At 75.0% G+C, this 16319-nt stretch carries 5 protein-coding genes (1 of these 5 running past the window's edge); 4 read left to right on the plus strand and 1 reads right to left on the minus strand.

Annotated elements, in window-relative coordinates; translation table 11 throughout:
* Nucleotides 1-9844, minus strand: the beginning of a protein-coding gene (locus UO65_RS26065) for a type I polyketide synthase (protein ID WP_035287531.1). The gene continues 18062 nt to the left of window position 1, outside the view; 9844 of the gene's 27906 nt are visible here — the first part of the coding sequence; the start codon lies at nucleotides 9842-9844; its stop codon lies off the left edge, out of view.
* Between the two features lie 224 nt (nucleotides 9845-10068).
* Here UO65_RS26065 and UO65_RS26070 point away from each other — a divergent pair, with 224 nt between their 5' ends.
* From UO65_RS26070 to UO65_RS26085, 4 genes are all read left to right on the plus strand, one after another.
* Nucleotides 10069-11805, plus strand: a complete 1737-nt coding sequence (locus UO65_RS26070) for an ABC transporter ATP-binding protein (RefSeq protein WP_035287533.1) — start codon at nucleotides 10069-10071, stop codon at nucleotides 11803-11805.
* Nucleotides 11802-13679: an ABC transporter ATP-binding protein gene (locus tag UO65_RS26075; protein WP_035287535.1), complete on the plus strand. Its 1878-nt coding sequence runs from the start codon at nucleotides 11802-11804 to the stop codon at nucleotides 13677-13679. The genes UO65_RS26070 and UO65_RS26075 overlap by 4 nt, the downstream gene beginning before the upstream one ends.
* An 86-nt stretch (nucleotides 13680-13765) precedes the next feature.
* A complete protein-coding gene (locus UO65_RS26080) occupies nucleotides 13766-14941 on the plus strand; it encodes a cytochrome P450 (RefSeq protein WP_152552277.1) in 1176 nt (391 codons plus the stop codon).
* Between the two features lie 29 nt (nucleotides 14942-14970).
* Nucleotides 14971-16152, plus strand: coding sequence for a cytochrome P450 (locus tag UO65_RS26085; RefSeq protein WP_035287537.1), 1182 nt, complete (start codon nucleotides 14971-14973; stop codon nucleotides 16150-16152).
* Nucleotides 16153-16319: the final 167 nt, after the last annotated feature.

Consider the following 16319-nt stretch of genomic DNA (forward strand, 5'->3'; position numbering starts at 1 on the left):
AGAACCGCTCGGGCGTGCCCGCCCCGTCGGGGAACCGGCAGGCCATGCCGACGATGGCGATGGGCTCGTCGGCCGCCGCGGTCGTGGCGGCCACCGCGCCGGGGGCGCCCGCCGCCGCGCCCAGCAGTTCGCCCGCGAGGAAGTCGGCGAGCACCACGGGGTTCGGGTAGTCGAACACGATGGTGCTGGGCAGCGAAAGGCCGGTGATGCGGTTGAGCCGCTTGCGCAACTCCACGGCGGTGAGCGAGTCGAAGCCGCCGTCGCGGAACGCGCGCCGCTCCGGCACGCCCTCGGCGGAGTCGTGGCCCAGCACGGCCGCCGCCTCGGTGCGGACCAGGTCGACCAGCAGGTGCGCCCGCTCGTCGGCGGGCAGCGCGGCCAGGCGCGCGGCGAACTCACTGCCTGCCGGGGCCGTCGCGGGGTCGGCCTGCGCGGCGACCTCGGGCAGGGCGGACAGCAGCGGGCTCGGGCGGACGGCGGTGAACACCGGCGCGTAGCGGGCCCAGTCCAGGTCCACCACCGTGACGGTGGTGTCGCCGCGGACCACGGCGTCGCCCAGCTCGGTGAGCGCGGGCGCGGCGGGCAGGAACCGCAGGCCGCTGCGCCGGAACGTCTCCGACATCACCTCGTCGGTGGCCATGCCCGCGCCCGCCCACGGCCCCCAGGCGACCGAGGTCGCGGTCAGGCCGCGGGCGGCCCGGTGCTCGGCGAGCGCGTCGAGGTAGGCGTTGGCGGCGCCGTAGGAGGTCTGGCCACCGCCGCCGAGGGTGCCCGCGATGGAGCCGAACAGCACGAACAGGTCCAGGTCGGTGTCCCCGAGCAGGGCGTCGAGGTTGAGCGCCCCGGCCACCTTGGCCGACAGCACGGCCCCGAACTCGGCCAACCCGGTCTCGGCCAGCGGCTTCACGTCGCTGGTGCCCGCGGTGTGCACGACCCCGGTCAGCGGGTGCTCGGCGGGGACGGCGGCCAGCACGGCGGCGAGCGCGGCGCGGTCGGCCACGTCGCAGGCGGTGATCTCGACCGCGGCGCCCAGCTCCTCCAGCTCGGCGCGCAGCTCGGCGGCCCCCGGCGCGGCCGGGCCGCGGCGACTGGTCAGCACCAGGTGCCGCGCCCCGGCGCGGGCCAGCCAGCGCGCCACCTCGCCGCCGAGGCCACCGGTGCCACCGGTGACCAGCACGGTGCCGCGCGCGGTGAACCCGGCCGCGGGCAGGGTGGGCAGGTACCGGACCAGGCGGCGACCGCGCCTGCCCGCCGCGCGGACGGCGACCTGGTCCTCGCCGCCGGGGTCAGCCAGGGTGGCGGCCAGGTGGCGGGCGGCGCGCTCGTCGAGCACCGCTGGCAGGTCGACCAGACCGCCCCAGCGGTCGGGGTGCTCCAGGGCCACGATGCGGCCGAGGCCCCAGGTGGCCGCCTGCGCGGGGCTGCGCACCGGGTCGTCCGGCCCGGTGCCCACCGCACCCCGGGTGATCGTCCACAGTGGAGCTGTGAGCCCGGCGTCGCCCAGTGCCTGCACCAGGGTGACGGTCAGCGCGAGGCCCAGCGGGAACCCCAGTGGGTCCTCAGCGGACGGCAACACCGACACCACACCCGTGAACCCGTCGGCTGTGGCCGCCTCGGCGAGGCGGGCTGCCAGCTCGGCGCGGTCGGTGTCGGCCACCACCAGGGTGCGGACCTCGGCGCCGTGGGCACGCAGAGCGGCGGCAACCTCTCCTTCGGTGCCCGTGTCTTCTGCGTCGATGTCCGCCGGGGCGGTGTCGATGTCCGCCGGGGCGGTGACGAGCAGCCAGGTCCCGGTGAGCGCGGCGGCCCGCTCGGGCAGGGCGGTCCAGTCGACGCGGTAGCGCCAGGTGTCCAGGGTGGAGCGCTCGCCCTGCTCCCGCCGCCACGTGGACAGCGCGGGCAGCAGGTCGGCCAGCGAGCCGCGCTGCTCGGCACCGAGGCCGAGCAGGTCGGCCAGCCCGGCGGCGTCGCCGTCGAGGGCCGCCCAGAGCCGCTCGGCGGCCGGGTCGGCGGCAGGCGCCCTGCGGGCCTGCGGCCAGTAGGACTCGCGCGCGAAGGCGTAGGTCGGCAGGTCGACCCGGCGGGCGCCGGTGCCCGCGAAGAACGCGGTCCAGTCGACGGGCACGCCCAGGGTGTCCAGGCGGGCAAGCGCCGTGACAGCGGCCTGCTCCTCGCCGCGGTCCGGGCGCAGCGCGGGCACGACCGCGACCGCGTCCTCGCCGACGGAGTCCTCCACCATGGCCGACAGCACGCCGTCGGGGCCCAGCTCGACCACGGTGCGCACCCCGCGCTCGACGAGGGTGCGCGCGCCGTCGGCGAAGCGCACCGCCTCCCGCACGTGACGCACCCAGTACTCGGCGGTGGACAGTTCCGCGCCCGCCAGCTCACCGGACACGTTGGACACCACGGGGATGCGCGCCGGGGCGAACGACAGCCCCGCCACCGCCGCGTGGAACCCCTCCAGCATGGGCTCCACCAGCGGCGAGTGGAACGCGTGCGACACGCGCAGCGCCTTGGTGCGGTTGCCCCGGGCGCGGAACACCTCGACGACCTGCTCCACGGCCTCGGCCGCACCGGCGATGACCACGGCGGCGGGGCCGTTGACGGCCGCGATGGACACGCCGTCCACCAGTTCGGTGGCGACCTCGTCCTCGGTGGCCTCCACAGCCGTCATGGCGCCACCCTCGGGCAGGGCCTGCATCAGCCGCGCCCGCGCGGAGACCAGCGCCGCCGCGTCCGCCAGCGGCAGCACCCCGGCCACGTGGGCCGCGGTGACCTCGCCGACGGAGTGGCCCGCCACGTAGTCCGGCACCACGCCCCAGGACTCCAGGAGCCGGTAGAGCGCCACCTCCAGCGCGAACAGCGCGGGCTGCGCCCACCCCGTCCGGTTCAGCTCCTCGGCGTCGGCGCCCCAGACGACGTCGCGCACCCCGGGGTCCAGCTCAGCCAGGACCGCGTCGAAGGCCGCGGCGAACACCGGGAACCGGCCGTGCAGCTCGCGGCCCATGCCCAGGCGCTGCGAACCCTGGCCGGAGAAGACGACCGCGACCCGCCCGGGCGCCACCTCGGCCTCGACCAGGGCGGCGTCCGGCCGGTCGGCGGCCAGCGCGGCGAGCGCGCGGCGGAGGGTGTCGGTGTCGGGGACGATCACGGCCGCCCGCTGCCCGAACCGGGAGCGGGTGGTCGCCAGCGAGTGCGCCAGGTCGAGCGGGGTGGCCGAGTCGAGCCGCCCGAGCAGCCGCTCGGCCTGCGCCCGCAGGGCGTCGCGGCCGCGACCGGACACCAGCACCGGGACCACGCCGGGCACCACCTGCGGGGCGGGCGCGGTGTCGGCGGCGGGTGGCGCGGCCTCCAGGATGGTGTGCGCGTTGGTGCCGCTGAAGCCGAACGACGACACCGCCGCCCGGCGCGGGCGGCCGGTCTCCGGCCACGGGGTCTGCTCGGTGAGCAGCCGCACCTCGCCCGCGGTCCAGTCGACGTTCGTCGACGGCGCGTCCACGTGCAGGGTGCGCGGCAGCACGCCGTGCCGCAGCGCCAGCACCATCTTGATCACCCCGGCCACGCCCGCGGCCGCCTGGGTGTGGCCGATGTTGGACTTCACCGAGCCCAGCAACAGAGGCCGCTCGGGGTCGCGGTCGCGGCCGTAGGTCGCCAGCAGCGCCTGCGCCTCGATCGGGTCGCCCAGGGCGGTGCCGGTGCCATGGCCCTCCACGGCGTCCACGTCGGCGGCGGAGAGGCGGGCGCTGGCCAGCGCGGCGCGGACGACCCGCTGCTGCGCGGGGCCGTTCGGCGCGGTGAGGCCGTTGGAGGCGCCGTCGGAGTTCACCGCGGAACCCCGGACCACCGCGAGCACCGGGTGCCCGTTGCGGCGCGCGTCGGACAACCGCTCCAGCACCAGCACACCGACGCCCTCGCCCCACGCCACGCCGTCGGCGGCGTCGGAGAACGCCTTGCACCGGCCGTCGGCGGCCAGGCCGCGCTGCCGGGAGAACTCCAGGAACGGCGTCGGGGTCGACATGACGGTGACCCCGCCCGCGAGCGCCAGCGAGCACTCCCCGCCGCGCAGCGCCTGCGCGGCCAGGTGCATCGCCACCAGCGAGGAGGAGCAGGCCGTGTCCACCGTGACCGCCGGGCCCTCCAGGCCCAGGGTGTAGGACACCCGCCCGGACACCACGCTCGCCGAGGTGCCGGTGCCCTGGTGGCCCTCGAACTCGCCGCCGCCGAGGGCGTTGGCGTAGTCGCTGTACATGACACCGGCGAACACGCCGGTGCGGCTGCCGCGCAGGGACACCGGGGGGATGCCCGCGCGTTCGACGGCCTCCCAGGACGCCTCCAGCAGCAGCCGCTGCTGGGCGTCGGTGGCCAGCGCCTCGCGCGGGCTCATGCCGAAGAACCCGGGGTCGAACTCGCCCGCGTCGTGCAGGAACCCGCCGGAGCGGACGTAGGAGGTGCCGGGGTGGTCGGGGTCCGGGTCGAACAGGGTGCCCAGGTCCCAGCCGCGGTTGGTCGGGAAGCCGGAGATGGCGTCGGCGCCCTCGGTGACCAGCCGCCACAGGTCCTCCGGGGAGGTGACCCCACCGGGGTAGCGGCAGGCCATGCCGACGATCGCGATCGGGTCGTCGGCCGCGGCCGCCGCGGTGGTGACCGGTTCGGCCCCGGCGCTGTCGGAGCCGAGCAGTTCCGCCAGCACGTGCGCGGCCAGCGCCGTGGGCGTGGGGTGGTCGAAGACCAGTGTCGGCGAGGTGCGCAGGCCGGTGGCGGCGGCGAGCTGGTTGCGCAGCTCGACCGCGGTCAGCGAGTCGAAGCCCAGGTCGGAGAACGCCCGCTGCGGGTCGACGTGCCCGGTGCCCGCGTGGCCGAGCACCGCGGCGACCCGGCCGAGCACCAGCTCCAGGACCGCGTCGGCGCGTTCGGCGGCGCCCATCCCGGCCAGCCGCCGCGCGAGGCCGTCCGCCGCGGCGGCGGTCGCGGCGCCGCGGCGGACCCGCGGCCGGACCAGGCCGCGCAGCACGGGTGGGACCTCGTCGCGGGCGCGCAGCGCGGGCAGGTCCAGGCGCACCGGCACTGCCTGCGCGTCCGGGCAGGCCAGGGCCGCGTCGAACAGGGCGAGGCCGTCCACAGCGGACAGCGGCAGGGCGCCGGTGCGGGCCAGCCGCAGCATGCCGGACTCCCCGAGCGACCCGGTCATGCCCGCGCCGCGGTCCCACGGCCCCCAGGCCAGGGACGCGCCCGGCAGGCCCGCCGCCCGGCGCCGGGCCACCAGGGCGTCGAGGAAGGCGTTGCCCGCCGCGTAACCCGACTGCCCGGCCGCGCCCAGCACGCCCGCCGCCGAGGAGAACACCACGAAGGCCGACAGGTCCCCGGCCAGCTCGTGCAGGTGCCAGGCCGCGTCGACCTTGGGGCGCAGCACGGCCGCGACCCGCTCCGGGGTCAGCGACGCCAGCACGCCGTCGTCCAGGACCCCGGCCGCGTGCAGGACACCGGTCACCGGCGGCTCGGCCGCGGCGAGCACGGCGGCCAGCGCGTCCCGGTCGGCCACGTCGACGGCGACCACGCGCACCCGCGCGCCCAGCCCGGCGATCGCGGTGACCAGGTCGGCCACGCCGTCGGCGTCGGCGCCGCGCCTGCTGACCAGCAGCAGGTCGCGCACGCCGTGGTGCTCGGCGAGGTGCCGCGCCGCCAGCGCGCCGATGCCGCTGGTGCCACCGGTGACCAGGACCGTGCCACCGCCCCAGGAGACGGCGGTGGGCTCCTCGGGTGGGCTCACCCGTGCCAGCCGGGCGGCCAGCGCCACGCCGTCGCGCACCGCGACCTGCGGTTCACCGGTGCCGAGCGCCACGACCGCGTCGGCCCCGGCGTCCAGGGCACCGAACCGGCCCGGGTTCTCCACCTCGACCGCCCGGGCGAAGCCCCACACGGCGGCCTGCGCCGGGTCCACCGACTCACCCGCCCGCGTGGACACCCCACCGCGGGTCGTGAACACCAGCCGCGACCCCGCGCAGCGCTCCTCGGCCAACCACTCCTGCGCGAGACCCAGGGCCCACGCGGTGGCGGCGTGCGCGTCGGCGACCGGGTTCCCGGACCCGGCGGGCACGGGTGCCAGCACGACCGGCGGCACCGTCCCAGGCAGGTCGGCGATCCCGGCGGCGACCAGCACCTCCAGCCCCGGCAACGCGGGCACGTCCGGGCCCAGGACGGCGACGGACGCGGGTGCCGCGCCACCGGGCGCCGGGACCCAGTCGAGGCGGAACAGGGCGTCGCGGCCCGGTGCGGCGACCACCGGCGCGTCGGCCAGCGGGCGCAGGGCCAGCGAGTCCACCGACACCAGCGGGGCGCCCGCCGGGTCGGCGACCTCGACCGACACCGCGGACCCGCCCAGGGGCACCAGCCGCACCCTGGCCGCGTCCGCGCCGGTGGCGTGCAGGCGCACGCCCTCCCAGGAGAACGGCAGCGCGACACCGCCGTCGCCCACGGCAGTGAACCCCACGGCGTGCAGGGCCGCGTCGAGCAGGGCCGGGTGCACGCCGAAGGCGGCGGCGTCGGCCGCGATGTGCTCGGGCAGCTCGACCTCGGCGAACACGGCGCCGTCCGGGGCCAGCCAGGCCGCGACCAGGCCGCGGAACGCGGGCCCGTAGGCCAAGCCCGCCTCGGCGGTGCGGTCGTGGAAGCCGTCCAGGTCCACCGGTTCGGCGCCCGTGGGCGGCCAGGCGGTGGCGTCGAAGTCGCTCGGCTGCCCACCCGGGGCCAGCACACCGTCGGCGTGCCGGGTCCACGGCCGGTCCTCGGCCGAGTCGGTGGCCTCGCCCGCGTCGGGGCGCGAGTAGGCGGTGAGGGTGCGGCGCCCGTCCGCGTCGGGGCCGCCGATCCACAACTGCACCTGCACGCCGCCCTGCTCGGGCAGCACCAGCGGAGCGGTCAGGGTCAGCTCGGCGACCCGGCCGCAGCCGACCTCGTCCCCGGCGCGGACGGCCAGTTCCAGCAGCGCGGTGCCGGGCAGCACGGTGGTGCCGCGGACGGTGTGGTCGGCCAGCCACGGCTGCGCGGCCAGCGACAGCCTGCCGGTGAGCAGGGCGCCGTCGGAGTCCGCCAGTGACGCGGCGGCGGCCAGCAGCGGGTGGTTGGCGGCGCCGAGCCCGGCGGCGCGCAGGTCGCCCGCGGCGTGGCCGTCGCGCGGCCAGAAGCGGCGCCGCTGGAAGGGGTAGGTGGGCAGGTCGACGCGGCGGGCCCCGGTGCCCGCGAAGTAGTCGGCCCAGCGCACCGGCACGCCGAGCGCGTGCAGCCCGGCGGCGGCAGCGGCCACGGCCGCGCCCTCGGGCTGCGCCCCGCGCAGCGAGGCGACGGCGTCGGCCTCGGGCAGGGCTTCGCGCACCAGGGTGCTGAGCACGCCGTCCGGGCCCAGTTCCAGGAACGCCGTGACGCCGTGCTCGTGCAGCCAGGTGAGGCTGTCGTGGAAGCGCACCGTCGCGCGCACGTGCTCGGTCCAGTGGTCGGCGCTGGTCAACTGCTCGACCCCGCCCCGCAGGCCGGTCACCGAGGTCACCACGGGCAGCAGCGGCTCGTGGAAGGACAGCCCGGCGGCGACCGCCCGGAAACCGTCGAGCACCGGGTCCACGAGCGGGGAGTGGAAGGCGTGCGAGACGCGCAGCCGCTTGGTCCTGTGCCCCAGCTCGGCCAGCAGCGCTTCGATCCCGGCGACCGCGTCGGCCTCGCCCGCCACGACCACAGCGTCCGGCCCGTTGACCGCCGCGATGGACACGCGGTCGGCGTGCGGTTCGACCAGGGGTGCCACCACGGACTCCGGCGCCCGCACGGAGGTCATGACCCCGCCCGCGGGCAGGGCCTGCATCAGCCGCCCGCGCGCAGCGACCAGCGCGGCCGCCTCTGCCAGGTCCAGCACCCCGGCGACGTGCGCGGCGGACAGCTCGCCGATGGAGTGGCCCGCGAGGTAGTCGGGCCGCACGCCCCAGGACTCGACCAGCCGGTACAGCGCCACCTCGACGGCGAACAGCGCGGGCTGGGCGTACTCGGTGCGGTTGAGGGTGTGCGCGGTCTTGGCCCACATCACCTCGCGCAGCTCGCGCTCCAGGTGCGGTCGCAGCACGGCGCACACCTCGTCCAGGGCGTTCGCGAACACCGGGAACCGGTCGTACAGCTCGCGGCCCATGCCCGCGCGCTGCGCGCCCTGCCCGGTGAACAGCACGGCGAGCTTGGGCTTGCCCCGGGTGGGGCGATCCGCCGGTGCCTCGCCCGTGGCCAAGGCCACCAGCCCGGCCCTGGCCTGCTCGGCGTCGGCGGCCACCACGGTCGCGCGGTGCTCGAACGCGGAGCGGGTGGTGGCCAGCGACAGCGCGGTGTCCACCACGCCGTGCTCGTCCACGGTGGACAAAAGTTGATCGGCCTGCGCGGCCAGCGCCTCCCGGGTGCGGCCGGAGAGCACCAGCGGCACCGGGCCCGCGGCGACCTCAGCGGGAGGCGCCGACTCCTCGACCGCGGGTGCCTCCTCGATGATGGCGTGCGCGTTGGTTCCGCTGAGGCCGAACGACGACACACCGGCGCGGCGCGGGCGGTCCGCGTCGGCGGGCCACGGCGTGTGCTCGGTGGCCAGCGCGACGGTCCCGGCCGACCAGTCCACGTGCGACGTCGGCTCGTCCGCGTGCAGGGTCTTGGGCAGCAGCCCGTGCCGCAGGGCCAGCACCACCTTGATGACGCCCGCGACACCGGCGGCGGCCTGGGTGTGGCTGAGGTTGGACTTCACCGAACCCAGCAGCAGCGGGCGGCCCTCGGGCCGGTTGCGGCCGTAGGTGGCCAGCAGCGCCTCGGCCTCCACCGGGTCGCCCAGGGTGGTGCCGGTGCCGTGCGCCTCCACCACGTCGACCTGGTCGGCCGACAGGCGGGCGTTGAGCAGCGCCTGCTCGATGACCCGGACCTGGGACGGGCCGTTGGGCGCGGTGAGCCCGTTGCTCGCGCCGTCCTGGTTGACCGCGGAACCGCGCACCACCGCGAGCACGTGGTGGCCGTTGCGCCGAGCGTCGGACAGCTTTTCCAGCACCAGCACGCCCGCGCCCTCGGCCCAGCCGGTGCCCGAGGCGGAGTCGGCGAAGGAGCGGCAGTGCCCGTCGGCGGCCAGCCCGCCCTGCTTGGAGAACTCCACGAACGTGATCGGGCTGGCCATCACGGTCACCCCGCCGACCAGCGCCAGGTCGCACTCCCCCGCCCGCAGCGCGTGCGCGGCCAGGTGCAGCGACACCAGCGACGACGAGCACGCGGTGTCCACGGTGATGGCGGGGCCGACCAGGCCCAGGAAGTACGCCAGCCGCCCGGACACCACGCTGGAGGTGTTGCCGGTCAGCCGGAATCCGTCGACGTTGTCGCCCGCGCCGACCCGGTACTCCTGCGGCATCGCCCCGACGAACACCCCGGTCCGGCTGCCCTTGAGCGCCAGCGGGTCGATGCCCGCCCGCTCGACCGCGTCCCAGGCGGTCTCCAGCAGCACCCGCTGCTGCGGGTCCATGGACAGGGCCTCGCGCGGGGAGATGCCGAAGAAGTCGGCGTCGAAGGTGGTCGCGTCGTGCAGGAACCCGCCGGAGAGGGTGGCGGAGGCGCCCAGGGCCTCGGGGTCCCAGCCGCGGTCGGTGGGGAAACCGGTGATGCCGTGCCCGCCGCGCGCCAGCATCGCCCACAGGTCCTCCGGACCGCGCACGTCGCCGGGGTAGCGGCAGCCCATGCCGACGATGGCCAGCGGCTCGACCGCCGAGTCCTCCAACTCCTGGACCCGTTGGCGGGTGCGCCGGAGGTCGACCGTCGCCCGCTTCAGGTAGTCCCGGAGGCGCTGCTCGTTGTCCATCGAACCATCCATTTCGGTTCCATTCACCAGTGGACGCCGCCGAGCAGTGTTGATCCCGGACGCCGGAAAATTTCCTAGGACCGGCCCGGGAAAACGCGGCGAAACCTAGGGAATTGCGTGCTGTGGCCGCGACACGCTGCGCGGGCGCGCCGCACCGGGGACAGCGGCGCGGGCGGCAGCACCGAATCCCCGGACCGCCGAATCCCCGGACCCGGGAGTGCCGCGTGCTTCTCCGCCTGCTCAGGACCGCACTGCGCCCCTACCGCGGCGCGGTCGCGCTGGTCGTCGCGTTGCAGGTCGTGCAGACGGTGGCGTTCCTGCTGCTGCCGACCCTCAACGCACTGATCATCGACCGGGGTCTGCTGGCGGGCTCGGTGCCCACCATCTGGCGGCTGGGCGGTCTCATGGTGGTGGTCGCCGCCGTGCAGCTCGCGGCCCGGCTGGGGGCGCAGTACTTCGGCGCCCGCACCGCCGCCGCGGTCGGCCGCGACCTGCGCTCGGCGGTCTACCGCCGGGTGCAGCGGTTCTCCGCGCACGAGATCGGCCGGTTCGGCACGTCCTCGCTGAGCACCCGGACGCTCAACGACGTGCAGCAGGTCCAGGCGGTCACCGCGGACGGGCTCAACAGCATCGTCGCCGCGCCGATCATGTGCGTGATGAGCGTGGTGCTCGCGTTGCAGCAGGACGTGCCGCTGGCGCTGGTGCTGGTCGTGCTGGTGCCCGCCACCGCCGTGGTGGTCGTGCTGCTGCTGGCCAGGATGACCTCCCTGTACAGCCGCATCCAGGTGGGCGTGGACCGGATGAACCGGCTGCTGCGCGAGCAGGTCACCGGGGTCCGGGTGGTGCGCGCGTTCGTCCGGCACGAGCACGAGCGGCAGCGCTTCGCCGAGGCCAACACCGAGACCTTCCTGCTCACCCGCCGGGCGCGCAGGCTCGCCGCCGCCGTCTTCCCGCTGGTGCTGCTGATGGGCAACGGGACCACCGTGCTCGTGGTGTGGATCGGGGCGGGGCGGATCGGGTCCGGGGAACTGCGGCTGGGCGCGCTGAGCGCCTTCATCGGCTACGTCGTGCTGGTGCTCACCGCGATGGTGATCGCCATCCACGTCACGCTCACCGTGCCCAGGGCGCGGGCCGCGGCCCGGCGCGTCAGCCAGGTGCTCGACACCCGGCCGGAGTTGACCCGGCCCGCGGACCCGCCCGTCGGGCAGCCGCGGCGGGGCCACCTCGACCTGCGCGGGGTGGGCTTCCGCTACCCCGGCGCCGAGGCGGCGTTCCTGCGCGACATCGACCTCACCGCCCGGCCGGGCCGGACCCTGGCCGTCATCGGCGGCACCGGCAGCGGCAAGACGACGCTGCTGAACCTGGTGGTGCGCGCGTTCGACGCGACCACCGGGACCGTGCTGGTGGGCGGGGTGGACGTGCGCCACCTGACCGACGAGGCGCGCAGCCGCGCGGTCGGGTTGGTGCCGCAGCAGCCGTACCTGTTCGCCGGGACCGTCGAGTCGAACCTGCGCTGGGGCGACGACGACGCCACCGAGGCCGAACTCTGGCACGCCCTGGAGGTGGCGCAGGCGCGCGACTTCGTCGCCGCGATGCCGGGCGGGCTGCGCGCGGGGATCACCCAGGGCGGCACCAACGTCTCCGGCGGGCAGCGGCAGCGGTTGGCCCTGGCGCGGGCCCTGGTGCGCCGCCCCGGGGTCTACCTGTTCGACGACTGCTTCTCCGGTCTCGACTACGGCACCGAGGCCAGGCTGCGGGCGGCACTGGCACCGGAGGTGGCCGACGCCGCGGTGGTGGTCGTCGCCCAACGGGTGAGCACCATCCGCGACGCCGACGAGATCGTGGTGCTGGAGGAGGGCCGCGTCGTGGGCCGCGGCACGCACGGGGAACTGGTGGCGGGCAACCGCACCTACCAGGAGATCGTGCGCTCCCAGCTCACCCGCCAGGAGGAGGTCGCGTGAGCGGGCAGGAGGAGGTGACCGACCGAGGGGGCACGCTGCGCGCGGTCGCGCGGCTGCTGCGCCCGCACCGCCTGGTGCTCACCACCGGGCTGCTGATCAGCCTGGCCGGGATCGTGGTGAACACCACCGCCCCGCTGGTGCTCGGGCGCGCCACCGACCTCGTGCTGGCCGGGGTGGCGGGCGCCGGGCTGCCCGCGGGTCTGTCCAAAGACCAGGCGCTGGCCCAGTTGCGCGCGGACGGCAACGACACGCTCGCCTCGGTGTACGCGACAGTGGACGTGGTGCCCGGCACCGGGATCGACTTCGACGCGGTGGGGTCGGTGCTGCTGCTCGCGCTGCTGCTGTTCTCGATCGGCTCCGCGTGCGGCTTCGTGCAGGAGCGGGTCGCGGCGAACGTGGTGCAGGAGGTGGCCAGGGACCTGCGGGAACGGGTGGAGGCGAAGCTGTCGCGGCTGCCGCTGTCCTACTTCGACGCGCACTCCCGCGGCGAATTGCTCGGCCGGATCACCAACGACGTGGACAACCTCCAGCAGGTGCTCCAGCAGACCCTGGGCCAGCTCTTCTCGGCCGTGCTGTACTCGGTCTCCCTGATCGCGCTGATGTTCGTCATCTCCCCGATCCTGGCGGTCTCGCTGCTGGTGAGCGTGCCGGTGTGCACGGTGGTGGCCACGCTGCTCAGCGCACGGGCCCGACCGCGCTTCGACGAGCAGTGGGCCGCCACCGGCGCCTTGGCCGCGCACGTCGAGGACACCTACACCGGGCACGCGCTGGTGCGGGCGTTCGGGCGGCGGGCCCGCGGCGAGGCGGAGTTCGACGCGCACAACGACCGGGCGCACCGGGCGGGCTCCTCGGCGCAGTTCCTGGCCGAGACGATCGAACCCGCGCTGCTGTTCGTGACGAACCTGAACTACGTCGTCGTCGCGGTCGTCGGCGCGCTGCGGGTGACCGCGGGGGCCCTGTCGGTCGGCGACGTGCAGGCGTTCATGCAGTACGCCAACATCTTCAGCAACCAGGTGGGCCAGGTCGGCGCCGCCGTGGGGAAGTTCCAGTCCGGCCTGGTCTCGGCCGAGCGCGTGTTCGCGCTGCTCGACGCCGAGGAGGAACCCGCCGACCCGACCGCGCCCGCGACGCCCGCCACCGGCACCGGCCGGGTGGAGTTCGCGGACGTGTGCTTCCGGTACACCCAGGACCGCCCGCTGATCGAGGGCCTGACGCTGTCGGTGCCCCCGGGTGCGACAGTGGCGATCGTGGGGCCCACCGGCGCGGGCAAGACCACCCTGGGCAACCTGCTGATGCGCTTCTGCGAACCCGACTCCGGGCGAATCCTGCTCGACGGCGTGGACATCGCGACGATGCGGCGGGCGGACCTGCGGTCCCGGATGGGCCTGGTTCCGCAGGACACCTGGCTGTTCGAGGGGACCGTCGCCGAGAACATCGCCTACGGCCGCCCCGGAGCGAGCAGGGAGGAGGTCGTGGCCGCGGCGAAGGCCATGCGCGTGGACCACTTCGTCCGGACGCTGCCCTCCGGCTACGACACGGTGCTCGACGAGACGACGGGCATCAGCGCGGGCGAGAAGCAGCTCATCACCGTGGCGCGGGCCTTCCTGGCCACCCCGACGGTGCTGGTCCTGGACGAGGCGACCAGTTCCGTGGACACCCGCAGCGAACTGCTGGTGCAGCGGGCCATGGCCGACCTGCGCCGCGGCCGGACCAGCTTCGTGATCGCGCACCGCCTCTCCACCGTCCGCGACGCCGACCTGATCCTGGTGATGCGCGGCGGCAGCATCGTCGAACGCGGCACCCACGAGGAACTGCTCGCCGCGGGCGGGGACTACACCGCCCTGGTCAACTCCCAGTTCGCCGCCGCGCCGTGACGGCGTGCCCACCCCAGCACTAGGGATTTTCGGTCGGTCGCCCCTCGACACTGGCCCTCGTCCCACGACCGCCGAGAGGAACGACCGTGACCTCAGCCGATGAACTGCCGAGGATGACCGAGATGTTCTCGCCCCTGTTCGGGCGCAACGACTACCTCCGGGAACTCCAGGCGGGCAGACCGATCTGGAAGGTCCGCACCCCCGCGGGTGACGAGGCGTGGCTGGTGGTGCAGCACGCGGAGATCCGCGCGCTGCTGGTGGACCGCAAGCTCGTGCGGTCGCACCCCGACCCGGACAACGCGGCGCAGTACGTGCAGAGCCCCATCTTCGACATGGTCCGGTCCGAGCCGATCGACCACGCCAGCTTCCGGGCCGCGCTCACCCCGTTCTTCTCCCGCTCCTCGATGCGGCGGATGGAACCGGTCGTGGTGTCGATCGTGGACGAACTCGTGGAGGCGATGGCCGCCCGCACGCCCCCGGTGGAGTTGCAGCAGCAGTTCTCCGTGCCGATGGGGATGCGGGTGCTGTGCGCGTTCGTCGGCGTCCCGGACGAGGACTGGGCGGCGCTGCACGGCATGCTCTACGAGATGGCCACCATCGACGCCGAGGGGGACCACGCCGCGCGGTACACCACCAAGGTGGGCCAGTACCTGCGGGAACTGCTCGTCGGCAAGCGCGCGGAGCCGGGTGAGGACGTGCTGTCCGGGTTGATCGGGGCGGGCCTGTCCGACGACGAGGTGGCGCGGCTGGGCACCATGCTCATCTTCGCGGGCGGCGACAGCGTGTCCAACAGCGTCGGCTACGGCCTCGGCAGGCTGGCGGCGAACCCGCACCTGCGGGACGCGCTGATCGAGGACACCGACCTCGTCCCGGCCGCCGTGGAGGAACTGCTGCGCACCGCCACCTACGGCGGCGGCGCGCACCCGCACTACGCCGCGGAGGACATCGAGATCGCCGGGGTGACCATCCGCGCCGGGGACCTCGTGCTGCCCGACTTCGCGCTGGCGAACTTCGACGAACGGGCCTTCGACAACCCCGACGAGATCGACTTCACCAGGGAGTCCAACCCGCACCTGGCGTTCGCGCACGGCGTCTGGCACTGCCTCGGCGCGCCGCTGGCCCGGATGGAGCTGGCCATCGCGGTCCGGGCGCTGCTGGCCCGGTTCCCCACGCTGCGCCTGCCCGACGTGGCCGAGCGCGCGGGCGGCAAGGACCAGGCCCGGCTCAGCTCCACGATGGACCGACTCGTCATCACCTGGTGAACGTCCCACAACCCCGCTCGGAGGCACGGATGACCACGACGAAGGACCTGCCTTGGCTCGGCGCCCAGCGGCCGGTCATCGGCAGGCTGAACTCGATGATCCGCGAGGCCCGCGACCTCGGCCCGGTCGTCAAGGTGCGCACGCTCGCCGGTGACGAGGCCTGGCTGGTGACCCGCTACGCGGAACTGCGGCAGTTGCTGCTCGACGACCGCCTCGGCGCGTCGCACAAGGACACGGCGAACCGGCCGCGCTACCTGGACAACCCCCTGTTCGACATGGGTGTCCTGAGCAACGACCCGGCCGTCGCCGCGCAGATCCACACCCGGATGCGGACCTCGCTGACCCCGCACTTCTCGGCGAAGCGGATGAAGGCGTTGCAGGCGGGCATCGTCGAGCGCGTCAACGAACTGCTCGACGGCATCCTCGCCACCGGCTCGCCCGCCGACCTGCACCGGCAGTTGTCGGTGCCGGTGTCGTTCCTCGTCCTCTGCGACCTGCTGGGGCTGCCGGACCCGGAGCGGTTCATGGTGATGCTGTCCACCGCGGGCGACGTCGCCGACAGCGACAAGGCCGAGGGCGGCCAGCTCGTCCTGTTCGACTACCTCCTGGAGCTGGTGCGGTACAAGAAGGCCACACCGGGCGACGACCTGATCTCCGCACTGTGCGAGGCCGGGATCGACGACGACTTCGTCACCAAGCTGATCGCCATCACCAGCTTCTCCTACCTGGTGACGCCCAAGAACCTCAGCGCGGGCATCGCGCTGTTCGCCGAGCACCCCGAGCAGCGCGAGCTGGTGATCGCCGACCCCGACCTGATGGCGGGCGCGGTCGAGGAGGTGGTCCGGATGAGCAAGACCAGCGAGTCCTGCCAGCCCCGCTACGCCAGCGCCGACATCGACATCGCCGGGGTCACCATCCGCACCGGCGACCTCGTCCTGTCCGACCACTACGCGGCGGGCTTCGACGACCTGGTCTTCGAGTTCCCGGAGCGCTTCGACGTCACCCGCTCCCCCAACCCGCACATGGCCTTCAGCTACGGGAGCTGGTACTGCATCGGCGCCCCGCTGGCCCGCCTGGAGATCCGCGAGGTCCTGTCCGCGCTGTTCACCCGCATCCCCGACTACCGCCTCGCGGTCCCGATCGACGACATCCCCATGATCAGCGACCTCCAGTTGGGCGGCGGCATCGCCGAACTCCCGGTGGCCTGGTAGGCGGTCGTGCCGCCGGAACGGTGTCCGCACCCGCTGACCCACGTCGTTCCGGCGGCACCCCTCCTCGGAACCACCGTCGGACCGCGGCGGTCGCCACCACCGCTGGGCCTTTCGGGGCATTTTCCACCCGACCCCCTCACCCCGGCGGGTTCTCCCACGACTGGGGA

The sequence above is a fragment of the Actinokineospora spheciospongiae genome (assembly GCF_000564855.1).
Classification (GTDB): Bacteria; Actinomycetota; Actinomycetes; order Mycobacteriales; family Pseudonocardiaceae; genus Actinokineospora; species Actinokineospora spheciospongiae.